The sequence below is a fragment of the Solwaraspora sp. WMMB335 genome, from assembly GCF_049179075.1.
Lineage (GTDB): Bacteria > Actinomycetota > Actinomycetes > Mycobacteriales > Micromonosporaceae > Micromonospora_E.
This window is the reverse complement of the sequence record NZ_JBMHMF010000001.1, coordinates 2,206,196-2,223,487: the sequence shown is the minus strand read 5'-3', so window position 1 is coordinate 2,223,487 and position 17,292 is coordinate 2,206,196. Positions and strand designations below refer to the sequence as shown.

Sequence of the window (17,292 nt, the reverse complement as noted above, 5' to 3'; positions counted from 1 at the left end):
CGAAGTGACTGGGCGGTAACCTGCCCGTGGGGCGGGGCGGACGGCGTCCCGCACGAGGGGAGGAACCCGGCGATGGCGGAGCAGATCGAGGGACACGGCGGCGCACTGGCGCTGGCGACCGTGCGGGCGTACGGCGTCCGGGAGCTGTTCACCCTCTCCGGCGGGCACATCTTCCCGCTGTACGACGCCGCGCACAGCGCCGGATTCCCGCTCTACGACGTACGTCACGAGCAGACCGCGGTCTTCGCCGCCGAGGCGGTTGCCAAGTTGCAACGCCGGCCCGGCCTGGCCGCGCTGACCGCCGGGCCCGGCGTGACCAACGGTATCTCCGGCCTGACCAGCGCCTTGTTCAACGCCGCGCCGGTGCTGGTGCTCGGTGGTCGGGCGCCGGCGTTCCGCTGGGGCGCCGGCAGCCTGCAGGAGATCGACCACGTGCCGCTGGTCGCCCCGGTCACCAAGCACGCCGCCACCGTCGGCGCGACCGAGAACGTCCCCGCGGCCATCGGCGCCGCGCTGACCGCCGCGCTCACCCCGCACCGTGGCCCGGCCTTCCTCGACCTGCCGCTGGAGGTGATCTTCTCGACCGCCGAGGTCGATCCGCCGGTGGCCGCCGCGGTGCCGGTGATCGAGCCCGATCCCGACGAGGTGACCAGGGCCGCCCGGCTGATCGCCGGCGCGGACCGGCCGGTGATCATCGCCGGCTCCGACGTGTACGCCGCCGACGCCGTCCCGGCCCTGCGGGAGGCCGCCGAGGCGTTGCAGGTGCCGGTCTTCACCAACGGCATGGGTCGCGGCGCGCTGCCGCCCGGCCACCCGCTCGCCTTCGCCAAGGCCCGCCGGGCCGCCCTCGGCGGTGCCGACGTGATCGTGGTGATCGGCACCCCGCTGGACTTCCGGCTCGGGTTCGGCGACTTCGGCGTGGCTCAGGTGGTGCACATCGTCGACGCGCCGAGCCAACGGGCGGGCCACGTACAACCGGCCGTTTCGCCCGCCGGTGACCTGCGGCTGATCCTGTCCGCGTTGGCTGATCACGGCGGCGATCGGACCGACCACACCGGGTGGCTGGCCGATCTGCGGACCGCCGAGGACGCCGCCCGGGCCCGGGACGCCGCCGAACTGGCCGCCGAGACCGACCCGATCCGGCCCGCACGGATCTACGGCGAGCTGCGCGCCATGCTCGAACCGGACGCGGTGACCATCGGCGACGGTGGTGACTTCGTCTCGTACGCCGGGCGTTACCTGGAGCCGGCGGTACCCGGCAGCTGGCTCGATCCGGGCCCGTACGGTTGTCTCGGCACCGGCATGGGCTACGCGATGGGTGCCCGGATCACCTACCCCGACCGGCAGATCTGTGTGTTGATGGGCGACGGTGCCGCGGGCTTTTCGCTGATGGACGTGGAGTCCCTGGCCCGGCAGAAGTTGCCGGTGGTGATCGTGGTCGGCAACAACGGCATCTGGGGCCTGGAAAAGCACCCGATGCGGGCGATGTACGGCTACGACGTCGCCGCGGACCTGCAGCCGGGGCTGCGCTACGACGAGATCGTCAGCGCGCTGGGTGGGGCCGGGGAGACCGTGACCAAGGCCGGCGACATCGGTCCGGCGCTGCGACGGGCGTTCGATGCCGGGGTGCCCTACCTCGTCAATGTCTTGACCGACCCGGACGACGCCTACCCACGGTCGTCGAACCTGGCCTGATGTCCGCGCCCGGCCGTCGGTGTTGGCAAATGCTTGGCGAAGTGTCAGCCCTGTCGTTCATCGTGGTCTCACGAACGAACGACAGGAGCGAGAATGTCGCACGCGATCTGGGCCGACGGGCTGGTCAAGCGGTTCGGTCCGACCACCGCGCTGGCCGGGGTGGATCTCGCGGTCCGCACGGGGACGGTGTTCGGGCTGCTCGGGCCCAACGGCGCGGGCAAGACAACGGCGGTACGGGTGCTGGCCACGCTGCTGCGCCCGGACGCCGGGCAGGCCCGGGTGCACGGGTTCGACGTGGTCCGGCAGGCCCATCAGGTCCGCCAACGGATCGGCCTGACCGGGCAGTACGCGTCGGTGGACGAGACCCTCACCGGCAGCGAGAACCTACTGATGATCGGTCGGCTGCTCGGGCTGTCCCGGCCGGACGCCCGAGCCCGGGCGAGCCAACTACTGCGTGAGTTCCATCTCACCGATGCCGCCGACCGGGCGGCCAAGACCTACTCCGGTGGCATGCGCCGCCGGCTCGATCTGGCCGCCAGCCTGGTGGGCCGGCCGCCGGTGCTGTTTCTCGACGAGCCGACCACCGGGTTGGATCCACGCAGCCGCAACGAGTTGTGGGAGCTGATCCGTGGGCTGGTCGCCGGTGGGGTGACCGTGCTGCTCACCACCCAGTATCTCGAAGAGGCCGACCAACTCGCCGACGAGTTGGCGGTCGTCGACCACGGGCGGGTGATCGCCAGCGGCACTCCTGAGCAGCTCAAGGCCAAAACCGGGGCCCAGGTGCTGGCGGTGCGCCCGGCTGACCCGGCGGACCTGCCGACCGTGCTGGCGACGCTGCGCGAGCTCGCCGGCCACGAGCCCGTTCTGGCTCAGACCACGGTGACGGTGAGCACCACGGACGCCGCGTTGCTGCCAGCGGTGGTCCGCCGGCTTGACGATCGCGGGGTCCGGGTCGGGGAGCTCGCACTGCGCGGCTCGAGCCTGGACGAGGTCTTCCTCTCCCTGACCGGGCATCCCGCCGAGCCGGGCGCATCGGGGCCGCCGACCAGCACCGGCCAGCGACCGACCGGACGGCAGCAACCGACCGAAACGATGGAAGGTACCCGAGCATGACCGCCGCTACCGCTACCGATCCCGGTCTGGCCGGCAGCCAGCAGTGGGTGAACCCGGTGGCCGGGCTGCGCCACACCGGCACCCTTGCCTGGCGCAGCCTGGTCCAGATCAAGCACAACCCGATGGAGCTGCTCGATCTCAGTATCCAACCACTGATGTTCGTGCTGCTGTTCACCTACGTCTTCGGCGGTGCGATCGCCGGCTCGCCCGGGGAGTACCTCACCTTCGCACTGCCCGGCATCATCGTGCAGAACGCCCTGTTCACCACCATGACCACCGGATTCGGACTCAACAGCGACCTGACGAAAGGGGTGTTCGACCGGCTCTGGTCGTTGCCGATCGCCCGGTGGGCCCCGTTGGCCGGCCGTATCCTCGCCGACACCGTCAAGCAGGCGTGGTCGGTGGCGTTGCTGCTGGGCGTGGGGATGATCCTCGGTTTCCGTGTCACCGGTGGCGTGTTCGGGCTGCTCGGCGCGTTCGCGCTGATCCTGGCCTTCACCCTGGCCGCGTCATGGATCTCGGTGCTGGTCGGCGTGATGGTGAGCGAGCCGGAAAAGGTGCAGATCTTCGGCTTCATGGTGATCTTTCCGCTCACCTTCACCAGCAACGCCTTCGTACCCGCCGAGACGATGCCGGGTTGGCTGCAGGCCTGGGTCGAGGTCAACCCGGTCACCATCCTGTCCGACGCGATCCGCGGACTGCTCAGCGGCGCCGCGGCGGCAGGCCCGGTCGGCTACTCCCTGCTGTGGGCGCTCGGCATCGCCCTGATCTTCGCGCCGCTGGCCCTGGCCAGGTTCAAGCGCCGGGTGTGACCTTACGGCTCGGGGCGGTGGTCCTCCCGGTCCCCGGCCTCCCGCCGCCGAATCTCCTTCTCCCGGCGGCGCAGGTCCTCCTCCCACCGCTCGAACAGCTCCCGGTCCTGCTTGGACTGTTCGGCGTCGAGAGCACGCAGGAACTCTGGGTCGTCGTCAGGGGCGACCGGGCGTTTGGTCTGGGGCGTGGCTCCGGCGGGTCGCTGCGGGCCGCCGAGCGGCGGCGTGCTGCCCAGAGCGGTGCGCCGGCTGAGGAACCAGGCGGCCGGACCGAGGAGCGGGATGACGATGATGACCGGCACCCAGAGCAGCCGTGGCAGGGCGCGGACGTCACCTTTTTCCGCCGATAGGCAGCTGATCAGCGCCACCGCCATGAGCACGACGTGGAGCATGAAGAGCAAGATGAACACGCGGGCCATCCCGCAATGATGCCCCGCCGGAACGGCTCAGCCTAGTCAGTGCAGGATCAGGATCACTCCGAGTACCGCGTACCCCGCGGTGAGCAGACCGAGCAGCGGCACCTCGTGGCCGATCTGTCCGGCTGCCGGCCGGTGCGGCCCCCGAGTGCGGCGGTACGCGTAGGCGACCGCGGCCGCCCAACCGAGTATGGCCAGCAGACCGATGACCATGGCGCCGCCGCCGCGCTCGATGGCCAGCCGGGTGGTCAGCACGACCACCAGGGTCAGCGCGAGCGCCGAGCGGCGCCAGGCGAGCTGGGTGCGCTCCGGCTGCAGTCCCGGGTCGGGTGCCGGACCGCCCGACCGGTCAGCCACTGGCGGCCTCGACGATGACCACGACGGTGAGCACGGCGGCGCCGGTGCCGACGCAGATCGCCAGGATCGCCGGGAAGTGGGAGGCGGGCAGGTCGACGCCCAGCCGCATGGCCCGTTCGGTCCGGGCCCAGTGGTCCACCGCCCGCAGCGCGACCGTGCCGCCCAGCAACAGCAGCGCGACCGCGAGGCCTTCGCGTAGATGCGCCACGGACAGTTGCGGCAGGAACTGCGCGGTGGCCAGCCCGCCCGCCACCAGCGCCAGCGCGGTGCGGATCCAGGCCAGGAACGTCCGCTCGTTGGCCAGGGAGAACCGGTAGTCCGGCGCGGTACCCACCCGGCGCAGCTCGCGAGGGTCGAACCACTGACGCAGCGCTCTCCACACGCGGATCATTATCGACGACTAGACTCACCACCTGTGGCGGAGCTGACCGACGACGAGCGCAGCACCTTGAAGACGGCGGCGTTCGGTGCCGTTTATCTGGTGTCGAACGCCGATCCCGGGGTCTTTGGGATGGTCAAGGAGAGTTTCGCCGCCTCTGGTGCGTTTGCCGGGGCGACCGGGCTGGTCAGAGAAGTGCTGGCCACCGGCGATCTGCCCAGGCTGCCCCGGGACACGCCGGCGGAGGTCGAGCGGCTCGTACTGCCGGCGCTGCGTGAATCGGTGGCGATTCTCACCGCCAAGGCTCCACAGGAGCTGGAGCCCTACCGGTCTACCGTGATCGACGCCGCGGACCGGGTGGCGCAGGCGGCCTCCGGTGTCGATCCGGCGGAGGCGACGATGGTCGACAAGATCAGGCAGGCACTGGCCACGCCCTCCTGACCGCGACGATCACGGCACCGTGTCAGGCTGCCTGGCCCGGGTCGTCCGACCTGCGGCGCGGTGCCGTTTGACCCTTGCCTACTGGCGGGTAACATTGCGGGTGGGAGATCCCACACCGCCGCTCGGTTGACCGATCGTTAAGGTGGCGAGAGGCTGCGCCGAGGGCGGGAAGCAGCACCACAACAGGAGGGTCGTCGAAGCGCGATGAACATCGTCGTACTCGTCAAGCAGGTGCCCGACTCCGGCGCGGAGCGTGCCCTGCGCGGTGACGACAGCACCGTCGACCGGGGGTCGGCCAACAACGTGATCAATGAGATGGACGAGTACGCGATCGAGGAGGCGCTACGGCTGCGCGAGGCCCACGGCGGCGAGGTGACCGTGCTCACCATGGGGCCGGAGCAGGCGGCGGAGTCGATCCGCAAGGCCATGTCGATGGGGCCCGACAAAGCGGTACATGTCGTCGACGACGCGCTGCGCGGTTCCTGCGCGGTCGCGACCTCCAAAGTGCTCGCCGCGGCCCTGCGAAGCCTCGACGCCGACCTCGTTCTCTGTGGCGCCGAATCCACCGACGGACGGGTGCAGGTCATGCCGCACATGCTCGCCGAGCGGCTCGGCATCGCGGCCCTCACCGGTGCCCGCAAACTCACCGTGGACGGCACCACCCTGACCGTGGAGCGGCAGAACGAGGAAGGGTACGAGGTGGTGACCGCCGCCACGCCAGCGGTGGTGTCGGTCTGGGACACCATCAACGAGCCCCGCTACCCCTCGTTCAAGGGCATCATGGCCGCCAAGAAGAAGCCGGTGCGGACGCTGTCCCTGGCCGACCTGGGGGTGGCCCCGGCTGACGTCGGGTTCGGCGGCGCGACCAGCGGGGTGCTCGAGCACCGCAGGCGTCCGCCGCGCTCGGCCGGGGTGAAGGTCGTCGACGGCGGCGACGGCGGCACGCAGCTGGTCCAGTTCCTGTCGTCCGAGAAGTTCGTGTGAGCGGGGTGGGTGTGATGTCCGAAGTTCTCGTTGTCGTCGAGGCTACCGGCGAGTTCGAGGTCAAGAAGGTCACCTTGGAGTCGCTGACCCTGGCCCGCAGGCTGGGCGGCGAGGTGTCCGCGGTGGTGCTCGGCGCTCCCGGCGCGGCCGCCGCGATGACCGGCAAGCTCGGTGAGTACGGCGCCGGCAAGGTGTACGCCGCGGAAAGCGACGACATCGACGGTTACCTGGTCGCCCCGAAGGTGACCGTGCTGACCGAGTTGATCGGCCGGGTGCAGCCGGCCGCCGTCCTGCTCGCCTCCTCCCAGGAAGGCAAGGAAATCGCCGGACGGCTCGCCGTACGGCTGGACAACGGCCTGCTGACCGACGTGGTCGACCTTGCCGCCGACGGCACCGCGACCCAGGTCGCCTTCGCCGGTTCCACCGTCGTGACCTCCCGGGTCACCCGGGGCCTGCCGTTGGTGACCCTGCGGCCCAACTCCGTGTCGCCCGAGCCGGCGCCGACCGAGCCCCAGGTGGAGCAGCTCCAGGTGCAAACGACCGAGGCCGACAAGCTCGCCAGGGTGGTGCGACGGGTCACCGAGCAGTCCGGCTCCCGGCCCGAGCTCACCGAGGCGTCGGTGGTCGTCTCGGGCGGCCGGGGTGTCGGCAGCGGCGACAACTTCAAGCTCGTCGAGGAGCTCGCCGACCTGCTCGGCGGTGCCGTCGGCGCCTCCCGGGCCGCGGTCGACTCCGGGTTCTACCCGCACCAGTTCCAGGTCGGGCAGACCGGCAAGACCGTCTCCCCGCAGCTGTACGTCGCCCTGGGCATCTCCGGGGCGATCCAGCACCGGGCCGGCATGCAGACCTCCAAGACGATCGTCGCGGTGAACAAGGACGGTGAGGCCCCGATCTTCGAGCTCGCCGACTTCGGTGTCGTCGGCGATCTGTTCAAGGTGGTGCCACAGGCGGTCGAGGAGGTCCGCAGGCGCAAGTGAGCCAGCCGCACCCGTGCGCTGGCCTGGTTTCCTGGCCAGGCCGATAGGCTTGATGGTGATGGCCTATCTGGATCACGCTGCTACCACACCGATGCTCGACGAGGCGGTGGAGGTGTACCTCGCCACCGCCCGTCAGGTCGGCAACGCGTCATCGCTGCATGCGGCCGGGCGGGCGGCCCGGCGTACCGTCGAAGAGGCCCGTGAACGGGTCGCCGCCGCGCTCGGCGCCCGTCCCTCCGAGGTGATCTTCACGGCCGGTGGCACCGAGAGTGACAATCTGGCCGTAAAGGGAATTTTCTGGGCGCGAGCCGCCGAGACGCCCACCCGTCGGCGGATTCTGGCCAGCGCCATCGAGCACCACGCGGTCCTCGACGCGGTGCACTGGCTGGTCGAGCACGAGCAGGCCGACATCACCTGGCTGCCGGTGGACGCCTCGGGTCGGGTCGCCGCCGAGTCGCTGCAGGCCGCGCTGGACGCGGCGGCCGACGAGATCGCCCTGGCAACCGTGATGTGGGCCAACAACGAGGTCGGCACGCTCCAGCCGGTCGTGGCGTTCGCCGCGACCGCTGCGGCGGCGGGCGTGCCCATGCACACCGACGCGATCCAGGCCGTCGGGCAGGTGCCGGTCGATTTCGCGGCCAGCGGTGCCGCCGCACTCAGCGTCAGCGGGCACAAGCTCGGCGGACCGGCAGGTGTCGGTGCGCTGCTGCTCGGCCGCGACGTGCCGTGCATCCCGCTGCTGCACGGCGGCGGGCAGGAACGCGACATCCGCTCCGGCACCCTCGACACCGCCGGCATCGCGGCGTTCGCGGTCGCCGTCGAGGTCGCGGTGAAGCGCCAGGCCGAACACGCGGCGCGGATCGGCGCGCTGCGCGACGACCTGACCGAGCGGGTACGCCAGGCGGTGCCGGACGCGATCTACAACGGCGACCCGGCCGACCGGCTGCCGAGCAACGCACACTTCTCCTTCCCCGGGTGCGAGGGCGACGCCCTGTTGCTGCTGCTGGACGCGCAGGGCATCGCCTGTTCGACCGGATCCGCCTGCTCGGCCGGGGTGGCCGAGCCGTCACACGTGCTGCTCGCGATGGCCGCCGACGACGACCGTGCCCGTTCGTCGCTGCGCTTCACGCTCGGGCACGACTCGACTCCGGCCGATGTCGATGCTCTGGTCACGGCGCTGCCCGGAGCGGTGGAGCGGGCGCAGCGGGCCGGTGCGGTCCGTGGCGCCCGTCCCGGCCGGGCCCGCTGACCCGGGCTAGGCTCGACAGCAGTCGACGAAGAGCGACAGGCGGCAGGCGACGAAGCGGCAGGAGGGGTTGCGGTGCGGGTGCTGGCGGCGATGTCCGGCGGGGTCGACTCGGCGGTGGCTGCTGCCCGGGCGGTGGCGGCCGGCCACGAGGTGACCGGTGTGCACCTGGCGCTGGCCCGCAACCCGCGGACCTACCGCACCGGTGCCCGCGGCTGCTGCACGGTCGAGGACGCCCGCGACGCGCGGCGGGCCGCCGACGTGATCGGCATCCCGTTCTACGTCTGGGACATGGCCGAGCGGTTCCACGCCGACGTGGTCGACGACTTCGTCGACGAGTACGCCGCCGGACGCACCCCCAATCCCTGCCTGCGCTGCAATGAGAAGATCAAGTTTGCGGCGGTGCTGGACCGGGCGGTCGCGCTCGGGTTCGACGCCGTGGTCACCGGGCACCACGCCCGGCTCGACCCGGACGGCCTGCTGCGGCGCAGCGTGGATCTGGCCAAGGACCAGTCGTACGTGCTCGCGGTGCTGACCCGGGCGCAGCTGGACCGGGCGATCTTCCCGCTGGGCGATTCCACCAAGGCGCAGGTGCGGGCCGAGGCGGCGCGGCGTGGGCTGGCGGTGGCCGACAAGCCCGACTCGCACGACATCTGTTTCATCGCCGACGGCGACACCCGCCGGTTCCTGTCGCAGCGGCTCGGCGACGCGCCCGGTGACGTGGTCGACGCGAGCACCGGTGCGGTGGTGGGCAGCCATGCCGGAGCGTACGGATTCACCGTCGGCCAGCGCCGTGGCCTGCGGCTCGGTGTGCCCGCCCCGGACGGACGTCCCCGCTACGTGCTGTCGATCACACCGGCCACCAACACGGTCACCGTCGGCCCGGCCGAGGCGCTCGACGTGACCGCCGTCGACGGCGTACGACCGGTGTGGACCGGTGGGGCACCGCCGGACGGGGCGGTGGAGGCGATGCTCCAGGTGCGGGCGCACGGCTCGGTGGTGCCCGCGGTGATCGAGGCGACCGCCGTCGGGATACACGCCGAGCTGCGCCAGCCGCTGCGTGGTGTGGCCGCCGGGCAGGCGATGGTCGCGTACCGTCCGGATCCGGATGGCGACATCGTGCTCGGCTGCGCCACCATCACCTGACCACCCCGGCGAGATCCGTGGACGAAAGAGCCGGGCGGTAGAGTCCGCGGACGTGACCGACGCATCGCAGGACCGATCGTGGCCGTGGCCGCCCGGTGCCGCCACCGGCATCGGCTCGCTGCCCGGCACCGACATCGCCGAGGCGCAGCGGATCGTGTTCGGCGAGTTGCCGGCCCTGCCGCACCTGGCCGAACTGCCGCAGCGCGGTCCGGGCGCGGAGATCGTCGGCCGCAGCGCGGCTTTCCTCGTCGACCTGCCGGTCGAGTTGTACGCCGGCCGCTGGCGGGTGGCCGACCGCCCCGGGCGGGACCTGCGCCGCGCGCTCGACCTCGCCGACCGCGATCTCGACCAGCTGACCGAGCAGGCCGAGGGGTACACCGGGGCGCTGAAGGTGCAGTCGGCCGGCGTCTGGACCCTTGCCGCCAACCTCGACGTCGGTCTCGGCGGCCGGCTGATCCGCGACCACGGTGCGGTACGCGACCTGGCGGCCTCGCTCACCGAGGGCCTGCGGGCGCACGTCGCCGAGGTGAGCCGACGGGTACCCGGCGCACGGCTGCTGCTGCAGCTCGACGAGCCGTCGCTGCCCGCCGTACTCGCCGGCACCCTGGCCACCGACAGCGGACTGCACACCTACCGTGCCGTCGAGACCGCTACCGTGCGCGACCTGCTCGCCGAGGTGATCACCGGGGTGGCGGTGCCGGTGGTGGTGCACTGCTGCGCGCCGGACGTACCGCTGGGCCTGATCCGCCAGGCGGGCGCGGTCGCGGTCGCCGTCGACCTGAGTCTGCTGGCCGAGCTCGACCCGCTCGGCGAGGCGATCGACGCCGGGTTGGGCCTGTTCGCCGGCGCGGTGGCGGCCACGCCGACATCAGCGGCCATGTCGACATCAGCGGCCACGCCGACATCAGCGGCGGCGGCCGGGCGGATCCGTACCCTCTGGTCGAAGCTCGGCTTCCCGGCGGAGCAGGCCGCCGCACAGGTCGTGGTGACCCCGGCGTGCGGCCTGGCCGGTGCCTCTGGACAGTACGCCCGGTCCGCGCTCGCCGCCTGTCGCGACGCCGGCCGCCGACTCGCCGAGCAGTAGCCGACCGCCGGCCGGGCACGATCGGCGGGCAGCGGGGGCGGGCAGCGGCTACCGTGGCCGGTGATGGGCTTCGACGGTGATCCGGCGTCGCAACGGCGTGGCTGGTGGTCAATGTATCGCGGGCTGGTCGTCGCGATGGTGGTGGCGGTGCTGGTGCTGTGCTTCCTGTGGTGCGCCGGCGTGGCGGTGTTCAGCCTGGTGCAGGGCACGGACCGGGCAGGCTGAGCCGCCCGTACCTCAATGTCGGTGCTGACCGATACCGTGCTGAGGTAGATCCGAACACGGAGGTCAGCCGGTGTCCGAGGAAGCCGTCCCGCAGCAGGTCAGCGCCGCCCAGGAGGCGCAGGCCGGGGAGGAGCCAGACGCGTGCGCCCGGGAACGCCACGCCACCCTGGCCGAGGAGATCGACCGCCACCAGTTCCGCTACCACGTCCTCGACTCGCCGGAGATCTCAGACGGGCAGTACGACCAGCTGATCCGTGAGCTGACCTCGCTCGAGCAGCGGTATCCGGCACTGCGCACCCCGGACTCGCCGACCCAGCGGGTCGGCTACGCCTACGCCACCCAGTTCGCCCCGGTCTCGCACGCCGAGCGGATGATGAGCCTGGACAACGCGTTCGACGACGACGAACTCGCCGCCTGGGCGGAGCGGGTCGAGCGTGACGCCGGCGGCCCGGTCACCTACCTGTGCGAGCTCAAGGTCGACGGCCTGGCGATCAACCTCACCTATGAGCAGGGAGCGCTGGTGCGCGCGGCGACCCGTGGCGACGGGCGGGTCGGCGAGGACATCACCCCCAACGTGCGCACCATCCGGCAGATCCCCGAGCGTCTCACCGGCGAGGCACCCGACCTGCTGGAGATCCGTGGCGAGATCTACTTTCCGGTGTCGGCGTTCGAGGAGCTCAACGCCAGCCTCGTCGCGCAGGACAAGGCCCCGTTCGCCAATGCGCGCAACGCCGCCGCTGGCTCGCTGCGGCAGAAGGATCCCCGGATCACCGCCGGGCGCGGGCTGCGCATGGTGGTGCACGGTATCGGCGCCCGCCGGGGCTTCGAGCCGGTCCGCCAGTCCGCCGCCTACCAGCAGTTGGCGGCCTGGGGGTTGCCGATCAGCCAGCGGTGGGAGGTGGTCGCCGACCTGGCCGGGGTGCGTGCGTTCATCACCCGGTTCGCCACCCGCCGGCACGAGGTCGAGCACGAGATCGACGGCGTGGTCGTCAAGGTCGACGAGGTGGCCGTCCAGCGCAGATTGGGTTCCACCAGCCGCGCACCCCGGTGGGCGATCGCGTACAAGTACCCGCCGGAGGAGGTCAACACCCGGCTGCTCGACATCAGGGTCAACGTCGGGCGGACCGGCCGGGTCACTCCGTACGCCGTACTCGAACCGGTCAAGGTCGCCGGCTCGACGGTCGGCTTCGCCACCTTGCACAACGCCGGCGAGGTGGTCCGCAAGGGGGTGCTGATCGGCGACATGGTGGTGATCCGCAAGGCGGGCGACGTGATTCCCGAGGTGGTCAGCCCGGTGGTCGATCTGCGCACCGGCGACGAGCACGAGTTCGTGATGCCGGCACACTGCCCGGAGTGCGGCTCCGAGCTGCGCTACGAAAAGGAGGGCGACGCCGACATCCGCTGCCCGAATCTCGACTGCCCGGCCCAGTTGACCCGCAAACTCGAGTACATCGCCAGCCGTGGCGTCCTTGACATCGAGGCGCTCGGCGAGCGTTCGGCGATCGCGCTCGTCGATTCCGGTGCCGTACGAAACATTGGTGATCTTTTCCATCTCGACGCGGACCGGTTGGCCGCGGTCGAGTTCTTCCGTAACCAGGATGGCGAGCTGAGCGAGAACGCCAAGAAACTGCTGGCCAATCTCGACGAGGCCAAGCAACGCCCGTTGTGGCGAATCATCGTCGCCTTCTCCATCCGCCACGTCGGCCCGGTCGCCGCCCAGGCGCTGGCCAGAGAATTCCGGTCGATCGACGCCATCGCCACCGCCGGGCAGGAGCAGCTGGTGGACGTCGACGGTGTGGGCCCGGTGATCGCGGCGGCACTCGCCGACTGGTTCGCCTCCCCGTACGCGCACGAGGTGATCCAGCGCTGGCGTGCCGCCGGGGTGCGGATGGCCGAGCAGGCCGGTGTGGACGACGCGCCGCGCCCGCTCACCGGGATCACCGTGGTGGTCACCGGGTCGCTCGCCGGATACTCCCGCGACGAGGCGGCGGAAGCGGTACAGTCCCGGGGCGGCAAGGTGAGCGGGTCCGTGTCGAAGAAGACCGGATTCGTCGTCGTCGGGGAGAACCCGGGGTCGAAATACGACAAGGCGCTGTCGCTGCGGGTGCCGGTCCTCGACGAGGAGGGTTTCGGCGTACTGCTCACCGACGGGGTGGCAGCGGCGCAGGCGCTCGCGCAGACCGCGCCGGGACATGACCCGGCCGGCGAATGAGGGCTTGCGGCCAGCAATTCGCGGACGCCATTGACTGTGCGACCGTCGCGAACCGAACCCCGACCGGTTCTCGTCCGCGTCTCAAATCAATCACGACCGCGCTTTGGTCCTGACCCGCCGGCCGGCCGTCTTTAAGGTGTAGTTCGTCGGCGGGAATGCCCGGCGGCGGGCCGGCAGGTGCCACGGGATCGCGACGGGAGGGCCCATGGAGGCCGCGGCATTGCGGAACTCCGTTCCCCCGCAGCGCGCGCCGCTGTTCTTCGGGTTCGTCGGTGCCGTCACCGCGGCGGCGATGACGGTCTGCGCCGTACCGCTGCGGGACCTGCCCGCCCAGGTGCCGCAGCTGCCGGCGGCGTTCTGGATGATGGCCCTGCTGGCTGTGGTGGGGGACGCCCGACCGTTCACCCCGCCCGGGAGCCGCCGCCGCTCCGAGGTCTTCCCGTCGGTTTGCTTCACCTTCGCGATCGTGCTCGTCTGGGGGCTCGGCCCGGCGGTCGCCGTGCAGGCGGTGGCGGTCGCGGTCTTCGCCTGGCGGGCCGGCCATGTGCCGTGGCGGGCGGTGTTCAACAGCTCCCAGTACGCGCTGGCGCTGGCCGCCGCCGACGCGGTCGCCGCCCTGGCCGGGCCCGGTGCCTTCGCCGGTGGCGACGGCCCGCGACCGCGTGACGTCGCGGTGGCGGTGGCTGCGGCGGCCGCCTGGTCCGCGGTCAACTACACCACGGTCACCCTGGCGATCCGGCTGCGTTCCGGCGGCCGGTGGTGGCGGGCGGCCCGGCGCGGCCTCGGCTTCGAACTGCTCTCCACCGGATCACTGCTGCTGCTGGGACCGGTGCTGGCCGTCGCCGCACAGGCCGATCCGGCGCTGATCCCACTGGTGCTGGTGCCGATCTACGCCGTCTACCGGATGGCGTGGCTGGCCAGCGAACAGGAACGGTCGGCCCGGCTCGATCCGCTGACCGGGCTGGCCAACCGCAAGGCGTTGATCACCGAGATCGCCGACCAGGTGCCGGTGCACGCCAACGCGCTGCACCGTGGTGCGCCGGACGGGCGGATGGCCCTGCTGCTGCTCGACCTGGACCGCTTCAAACGGGTCAACGACGCGCTCGGGCACCTGGTCGGCGACCGGCTGCTGGTGGCGGTCGGGGCACGGCTGGCCATGGTGGTCCGACCGCAGGACCTCGTCGTGCGTCTCGGCGGCGACGAGTTCGCCATCCTCGCCACCCGGGTCACCGGCGCGGCCGAGGCTCGCGACCTCGCCGAGGAGGTGGTCACCGCGCTGGCCGAGCCGGTGGCCCTGGACGGGCTACCGCTCGACGTGGGCGGATCGGTCGGCATCGCGCTGTTCCCCGAGCACGGGGAAGACTTCGCCACCCTGCTGCAGCACGCCGACGTGGCCATGTACGACGCCAAGGACACCGGCGACGGCACCGCCGTCTACGCCGCCGAATCCGACCACAACTCGCCCGAACGGCTCAGCCTGCTCGCCGATCTGCGCCGGGTGCTCGACGTCAACGGGGCACACGCCGCCGACCCGGGCGGCGACGCCGACGAGGTCGGCGAGATCACCATGTACTACCAACCGCAGATCGAGATCGCCAGCGGCGACGTGGTCGGCGTCGAGGCCCTGCTGCGCTGGCGGCACCCGCGTCGCGGCATGGTCGACCCCGAGGAACTGATCAAGGTGGCCGAGCAGAGCGCGGTGATGCGCCTGCTCACCCGCCGGGTGGTCGACGATGTCGTCGAGCAGCTCGCCAAGTGGGCGGCGACCGGGATCAAGGTTCGCGCCGCGGTCAACGTGAGCGTCCGCGACCTGCACACCGGGGAGATCGCCGACCAGATCGCCGACCGGCTGAACCGACACAATCTGCCCGCCGACCGGCTCCAGCTGGAAATCACCGAAGGCGCGCTGATGGCCGATCCGCGCCGGGTGCTGGCCACCATCTCGCGGCTGGACGCCATCGGGGTGGCGATCGCGCTCGACGACTTCGGCACCGGATACTCCTCCATGCAGCATCTGCGCCGGCTGCCGCTGTCCGAGGTGAAGGTGGACCGTTCGTTCGTCCTCGGGATGTCCGCCGACAGCGACGACGCGGCGATCGTCCAGTCGGTGATCGAGCTGGCCCGGGCGCTCGGGCTGCGGGTGGTCGCCGAAGGCGTCGAGGACGAGGCCTCCTGGCGACGACTGCACGACCTGGGCTGCCATGTCGCCCAGGGCTGGTTCTTCGCCCGGCCGATGCCGGCCGACGACTTCATCAGCTGGTTGGCGCGCTACCGTCCGATCTCCCCGGCCCTGTCGGAGCGGCCCAGTGAGCCACCCGACCCCGCGGAGAAATAGACTCGTCGGGTCCGGCGCCGGCACGCCGCGCTGCGCCGAGGATTCTGGACAACCGTTCGACACCGTACGAAGGGGGCGCAGATGGCCGCCATCTCCCGCGAGGAGGTCGCGCACCTGGCGCGACTGTCGCGGCTGGCCGTGACCGAGGAGGAGCTGGCCACGTTCGCCGGCCAGCTCGACGTCATCCTGCAGTCCGTCGCCCGGGTCGGCGAGGTCGCCGCCGATGACATCCCACCCACCTCGCACTCGGTGCCGCTGACCAACGTGCTGCGTGACGACGTCGTCGTACCCGGTCTGGGTCGGGACGACGCGCTCGCCGGTGCCCCGGACGCCGAGGACGGCCGGTTCCGGGTCCCGCGCATCCTGGACGAGGAGGTCTGAGCCATGGCCGAACTCACCGGGATGACCGCTGCGCAGCTGGCCGGGCTGATCGCCGACGGCAGCACCAGCGCGGTCGACGTCACTCGCGCCCACCTGGACCGAATCACGGGCGTCGACGAACAGGTGCACGCCTACCTGCACGTCGACGCCGACGGTGCGCTCGCCGCCGCACGGGCCGTCGACGCGGCCCGCGCCGCCGGCCAGCCACTCGGCCCGCTCGCCGGTGTGCCGATCGCGGTCAAGGACGTGGTCACCACCAAGGGGACGCCGACCACCGCCGGGTCGCGGATCCTGCAGGGCTGGCGCCCGCCGTACGACGCCACGATCGTCGGCCGGCTGCGCGCCGCCGGCCTGCCGATCCTGGGCAAGACCAATATGGACGAGTTCGCGATGGGCTCGTCGACGGAGTATTCGGCGTACGGGCCGACGTACAACCCGTGGGACCTGACCCGGATCCCGGGCGGATCCGGCGGCGGCAGCGCGGCGGCGATCGCCGCGTTCGAAGCTCCCCTGGCCATCGGCACCGACACCGGCGGATCGATCCGCCAGCCCGGCGCGGTCACCGGCACCGTCGGCGCCAAACCGACGTACGGCGGCACCTCACGCTACGGCCTGATCGCCTTCTCGTCCTCGCTGGACACTCCCGGACCGTGCGCCCGGACCGTGCTCGACGCGGCGCTGCTGCACGAGGCGATCGCCGGTCACGACCCGCGCGACTCCACCTCGATTCCGGCCGCCGTGCCGCCGGTGGTCGAGGCGGCCCGGGCCGGTGCCACCGGCGACCTGACCGGAGTGCGGCTCGGCCTGGTCACCCAGTTCGCCAGCGGCGACGGCGTCGAGCCGGGTGTGCAGGCCGCGTTCCGCGACGCGGTCGACGCGCTGACCAAGCTGGGTGCCGAGATCGTCGAGGTGTCCTGCCCACACTTCGGGTACGCGCTGCCGGCGTACTACCTGATCGCGCCGAGTGAATGCTCGTCCAACCTGGCCCGCTACGACGGCGTGCGGTACGGGCTGCGCAGCGGCGACGACGGCAACCGGTCGCTGGAGGAGGTCATGTCGCTGACCCGGGACCAGGGCTTCGGGCCCGAGGTCAAGCGGCGGATCATGATCGGTACGTACGCGCTGTCCAGCGGCTACTACGACGCCTACTACGGGCAGGCGCAGAAGGTCCGCACGCTGATCACCCGCGACTTCACCGCCGCGTTCGAGCAGGTCGACGTGCTGATCTCGCCGACCACCCCGTTCGTGGCGTTCCCGCTCGGGGCGCGCACCGCCGACCCGTACCAGATGTACCTGGCCGACCTGTTCACCATCCCGACCAACCTGTACGGCGGCCCGGCCATCTCGGTGCCGTGTGGGCTCAGCGAAGGGCTGCCGGTCGGTCTGCAGGTGATGGCGCCGACGATGGCCGACGACCGGATGTACCGGGTCGCGGCGGCCCTGGAGTCGGCGGTCGGCATCCTCACCCCGCCGGAGCTCTGAGCCGCGA

The 17,292-nt window shown here is 71.6% G+C and carries 17 protein-coding genes; 14 read left to right on the top strand and 3 right to left on the bottom strand.

The features are described from left to right. Positions 1-72: 72 nt before the first annotated feature. From ACN27F_RS09320 to ACN27F_RS09310, 3 genes are all read left to right on the top strand, one after another. Entirely contained in the window at positions 73-1,695 is a 1,623-nt protein-coding gene (locus ACN27F_RS09320; RefSeq protein ID WP_421432461.1) for an acetolactate synthase, read from the top strand. A gap of 93 nt (positions 1,696-1,788) precedes the next feature. Continuing rightward, on the top strand, positions 1,789-2,808 hold the full coding sequence (locus tag ACN27F_RS09315; RefSeq protein ID WP_421432458.1) for an ATP-binding cassette domain-containing protein: 1,020 nt from the start codon (positions 1,789-1,791) through the stop codon (positions 2,806-2,808). Further along, the gene (locus ACN27F_RS09310) at positions 2,805-3,620 is read left to right on the top strand and encodes an ABC transporter permease (RefSeq protein ID WP_421432455.1); all 816 of its coding nucleotides are present in this window, start codon (positions 2,805-2,807) and stop codon (positions 3,618-3,620) included. Before ACN27F_RS09315 ends, ACN27F_RS09310 begins: the two co-directional genes overlap by 4 nt. 2 nt (positions 3,621-3,622) lie before the next feature. Here the strand turns inward: ACN27F_RS09310 and ACN27F_RS09305 are convergent, their stop codons facing one another. From ACN27F_RS09305 to ACN27F_RS09295, 3 genes are read right to left on the bottom strand one after another with little or no spacing between them, the layout of a single operon-like run. Continuing rightward, the gene (locus ACN27F_RS09305; protein ID WP_421432452.1) at positions 3,623-4,039 is read right to left on the bottom strand and encodes a PLD nuclease N-terminal domain-containing protein; all 417 of its coding nucleotides are present in this window, start codon (positions 4,037-4,039) and stop codon (positions 3,623-3,625) included. A gap of 36 nt (positions 4,040-4,075) precedes the next feature. Next, positions 4,076-4,393, bottom strand: a complete 318-nt coding sequence (locus tag ACN27F_RS09300; RefSeq protein WP_421432450.1) for a DUF202 domain-containing protein — start codon at positions 4,391-4,393, stop codon at positions 4,076-4,078. Further along, a complete protein-coding gene (locus ACN27F_RS09295) occupies positions 4,386-4,784 on the bottom strand; it encodes a YidH family protein (RefSeq protein ID WP_421432448.1) in 399 nt (132 codons plus the stop codon). Before ACN27F_RS09295 ends, ACN27F_RS09300 begins: the two co-directional genes overlap by 8 nt. 24 nt (positions 4,785-4,808) lie before the next feature. Between ACN27F_RS09295 and ACN27F_RS09290 the strand changes: the two genes are divergently transcribed. The 11 genes from ACN27F_RS09290 (at position 4,809) to gatA (ending at position 17,285) form a co-directional block, all read left to right on the top strand. Next, complete coding sequence (locus tag ACN27F_RS09290) at positions 4,809-5,213, top strand: hypothetical protein (protein ID WP_421432445.1); 405 nt, start codon at positions 4,809-4,811, stop codon at positions 5,211-5,213. Between the two features lie 204 nt (positions 5,214-5,417). Further along, positions 5,418-6,197, top strand: a complete 780-nt coding sequence (locus ACN27F_RS09285) for an electron transfer flavoprotein subunit beta/FixA family protein (protein ID WP_421432443.1) — start codon at positions 5,418-5,420, stop codon at positions 6,195-6,197. Positions 6,198-6,211: 14 nt separating this feature from the next. Further along, positions 6,212-7,174: an electron transfer flavoprotein subunit alpha/FixB family protein gene (locus ACN27F_RS09280; RefSeq protein WP_421432440.1), complete on the top strand. Its 963-nt coding sequence runs from the start codon at positions 6,212-6,214 to the stop codon at positions 7,172-7,174. A 58-nt stretch (positions 7,175-7,232) separates the two neighbouring features. Further along, positions 7,233-8,423: a cysteine desulfurase family protein gene (locus ACN27F_RS09275; RefSeq protein ID WP_421432438.1), complete on the top strand. Its 1,191-nt coding sequence runs from the start codon at positions 7,233-7,235 to the stop codon at positions 8,421-8,423. Between the two features lie 72 nt (positions 8,424-8,495). Next, positions 8,496-9,566: a tRNA 2-thiouridine(34) synthase MnmA gene (gene mnmA, locus ACN27F_RS09270; protein ID WP_421432435.1), complete on the top strand. Its 1,071-nt coding sequence runs from the start codon at positions 8,496-8,498 to the stop codon at positions 9,564-9,566. 52 nt (positions 9,567-9,618) lie between these two features. Then, complete coding sequence (locus tag ACN27F_RS09265; protein WP_421432432.1) at positions 9,619-10,650, top strand: methionine synthase; 1,032 nt, start codon at positions 9,619-9,621, stop codon at positions 10,648-10,650. A gap of 63 nt (positions 10,651-10,713) precedes the next feature. Next, positions 10,714-10,875, top strand: a complete 162-nt coding sequence (locus ACN27F_RS09260) for a hypothetical protein (protein WP_421432430.1) — start codon at positions 10,714-10,716, stop codon at positions 10,873-10,875. Positions 10,876-10,945: 70 nt separating this feature from the next. Continuing rightward, on the top strand, positions 10,946-13,087 hold the full coding sequence (gene ligA, locus ACN27F_RS09255) for an NAD-dependent DNA ligase LigA (protein WP_421432427.1): 2,142 nt from the start codon (positions 10,946-10,948) through the stop codon (positions 13,085-13,087). A 205-nt stretch (positions 13,088-13,292) separates the two neighbouring features. After that, complete coding sequence (locus ACN27F_RS09250; protein ID WP_421432424.1) at positions 13,293-15,422, top strand: putative bifunctional diguanylate cyclase/phosphodiesterase; 2,130 nt, start codon at positions 13,293-13,295, stop codon at positions 15,420-15,422. 81 nt (positions 15,423-15,503) lie between these two features. Beyond that, the gene (gene gatC, locus ACN27F_RS09245) at positions 15,504-15,803 is read left to right on the top strand and encodes an Asp-tRNA(Asn)/Glu-tRNA(Gln) amidotransferase subunit GatC (RefSeq protein WP_421432422.1); all 300 of its coding nucleotides are present in this window, start codon (positions 15,504-15,506) and stop codon (positions 15,801-15,803) included. A gap of 3 nt (positions 15,804-15,806) precedes the next feature. Continuing rightward, positions 15,807-17,285 (top strand): Asp-tRNA(Asn)/Glu-tRNA(Gln) amidotransferase subunit GatA, encoded by a 1,479-nt coding sequence (gene gatA / locus ACN27F_RS09240; RefSeq protein ID WP_421432419.1) that lies wholly within the window; start codon positions 15,807-15,809, stop codon positions 17,283-17,285. Positions 17,286-17,292: the final 7 nt, after the last annotated feature.